This is a genomic window from Burkholderia sp. KCJ3K979, from assembly GCF_016759955.1.
GTDB lineage: Bacteria > Pseudomonadota > Gammaproteobacteria > Burkholderiales > Burkholderiaceae > Burkholderia > Burkholderia orbicola.
In genome coordinates this window covers 1-2505 of sequence record NZ_JACFYV010000384.1, presented here as the reverse complement: position 1 = coordinate 2505, position 2505 = coordinate 1, and the positions used below count along the sequence as shown (strand labels likewise).

At 66.6% G+C, this 2505-nt stretch carries 2 protein-coding genes and 1 pseudogene; 2 read left to right on the top strand and 1 reads right to left on the bottom strand.

The window, feature by feature from the left end; translation table 11 throughout:
- Positions 1–98, bottom strand: a pseudogene (locus tag H3O04_RS34925) (isoprenylcysteine carboxylmethyltransferase family protein); the annotation flags it as partial.
- Between the two features lie 231 nt (positions 99–329).
- On the opposite strand from H3O04_RS34925, the gene H3O04_RS34920 reads away from it, so the two are divergent.
- Together H3O04_RS34920 and H3O04_RS34915 are read left to right on the top strand one after the other, a co-directional pair.
- Positions 330–767 carry a hypothetical protein gene (locus H3O04_RS34920; RefSeq protein WP_006496212.1) on the top strand — a complete coding sequence of 146 codons (438 nt, stop codon included), beginning with the start codon at positions 330–332 and terminating at the stop codon, positions 765–767.
- Between the two features lie 853 nt (positions 768–1620).
- The gene (locus H3O04_RS34915) at positions 1621–2457 is read left to right on the top strand and encodes a bifunctional allantoicase/(S)-ureidoglycine aminohydrolase (protein ID WP_011548979.1); all 837 of its coding nucleotides are present in this window, start codon (positions 1621–1623) and stop codon (positions 2455–2457) included.
- The last annotated feature ends 48 nt before the right edge of the window (positions 2458–2505 follow it).

Here is a 2505-nt window from a genome sequence, read left to right as displayed (position 1 = left end):
GTATGGCCTGGCTGGATCGCGACGAGCCCGCTGAAGCGCTTGCCGAGCACGAACACGGGCCACATGCGCAGCACGCCGCCCACGAGGTACATCCCGACAAGGGTTTCAGCCGGATTCGGCGGGTACGTTGAATGTCTGTGATTCGTAAACAACTTGTTACCACAATGTCTACGGCAGGAATGCGGGACCGGTGCTATTCTTCGCCGCAAGCTCATTGAAATGAATTGGTCCGCAGTCCGGCACAATGCCTGGCCCGACGTCGATCGATTCAGATCGTCGTACCGAGCGGACTTCGATAACCAGAATTGCGAACAAGGAAGAATACGGGAATGTGGAAGAAAATCGCCCCCGCTCTCGTCGTCGCCGCGTTGACCGGCGCGACTGCACTGCCGGCAATGGCCGGTGACTTGAACAACGCGCTCGGCGGCGCGCTCGGCGGGGTTGCCGGCGCAGCGGTCGGCGGCGCGGTCGGCGGCAGCACTGGCTCCGTCATCGGCGGCGCGATCGGCGGCGGCGCCGGCGGCGCGGTGACGTCGAACCGTCGCGAGCGCACCGGCGCGATCATCGGCGGCGCCCTCGGCGGCGGCGCGGGTACCGCGGCGGGCAACGCGATGGGCGGCCGCACGGGCGGCCTGCTGGGTGCGGCGGTCGGCGGCGGCGCCGGCGCGGCGCTCGGCGGCAACATGTCGCGCAGCTCGTACGATCGCGATCACGGCGACCGCGGCTACCGTCACCGCAAGCATCGTCACCACCGCGACTGGGACTGATCGTCGCTGGCGCGGCACGGTGCGCGATCCGCGCACCGGCGCGCCGACGGCGTCGGTATCCCGACGCGAGCTTCAGCCCGGCGCTCTGCCGGGCCGCTTCGCCGGCCAGACCGGCGATTATCTTCTGGCTTCAATCAGCCGCTGCCAGGTGCCCGATCGACGGGCCGGCAATTCTCCTCCTGCTGTTTTCTCCGTTTCTCGACGATCTCGCTTGCCGCGTCCCAATGCGCGCGGACGGGGTTGGCCGAATCACGCCTGCTTTGTCTTCGACACGTCGGCTCGTTCCAATCTGACGTGACCGTCTCCGTGCGACCCTCACGCCGCAATCCGCTGCCGCGGACGTATCGACCGCTTCCGCCTCGCCCTGCGTAACAGGATGCGTCGAGACCAGCGCATGTCCCGCCGCATTGCCGCGCCGGCGCATCGCGCGAACATCGCAACCGTCAGGATTTCCCTGATAGTCGGCACGCCGCGCAACGCATGCCGACCGCGTATCGCGGCCGCCGGCCGGTAGTGGGAAATCGAATGGATGTCATCGCAACATTTAATTGGTCGATCGCAATCGACTTCGCTATCGTCGGCGATGCTCGCGTACGGAGCCGAACCGTGCCGTCATCCGCACTTCGCCGCCTGACCCGCGAGCGCCGCGGCCCGGCCGCCGGCCCGACAACCCGGGCCGCCGTGTCCGCTGAACCGGGTGGACCCGACGCGAAGCCTGGCCGACCGAAGGCGCATGCGCCTTCAAGCCACCCCGGCAACGATGTCCCGCCGTCGCATGCGTGCCCCACGCGCATGCGAACCGCCCGATGCCGTTTGCGCCCGGGGCCGGACCAACCCATTGCCTGGATGCAATATGTCTAAGACAACGTATTACGCGCCGCATGGCGGCCACCCGCCGCAGACGGATCTGCTGACCGATCGCGCGATGTTCACCGAGGCGTACGCGGTGATCCCGAAGGGTGTGATGCGCGACATCGTTACGAGCTGGCTGCCGTTCTGGACCCACACGCGCCTGTGGGTGATCGCCCGCCCGCTGTCGGGTTTCGCGGAAACCTTCTCGCAGTACATCGTCGAAGTGAACCCGGGCGGCGGCAGCGACAAGCCCGAGCAGGACAAGAACGCCGAAGCCGTGCTGTTCGTCGTCGAAGGCGAAGCCGAGCTGACGCTGCAAGGCCAGAAGCACACGCTGAAGCCGGGCGGTTACGCGTTCATTCCGCCGGGCGCGGACTGGACGCTGCACAACGTCAGCGATGCCGCGGTGCGTTTCCACTGGGTGCGCAAGCACTATCAGGCGGTCGACGGCATTCCGCTGCCGGACGCGTTCGTGACCAACGAGCAGGACGTCGAGCCGATCCCGATGCCGGGCACCAACGGCGCATGGGTGACGACGCGCTTCGTCGACATGAGCGACATGCGTCACGACATGCACGTGAACATCGTGACGTTCGAGCCGGGCGGCGTGATTCCGTTCGCCGAAACGCACGTGATGGAGCACGGCCTGTATGTGCTGGAAGGCAAGGCGGTCTATCGCTTGAACCAGGACTGGGTCGAGGTGGAAGCCGGCGACTTCATGTGGCTGCGCGCGTTCTGCCCGCAGGCATGTTATTCGGGTGGGCCTGGGCGGTTCCGATATCTGCTGTACAAGGATGTGAACCGTCACATGAACCTGACGCTGAATCCGGCGCGCTGAAGCGCCGCGCAAGTCGGATATGAAAGCCCGCCGGTGTTTGCCGGCGGG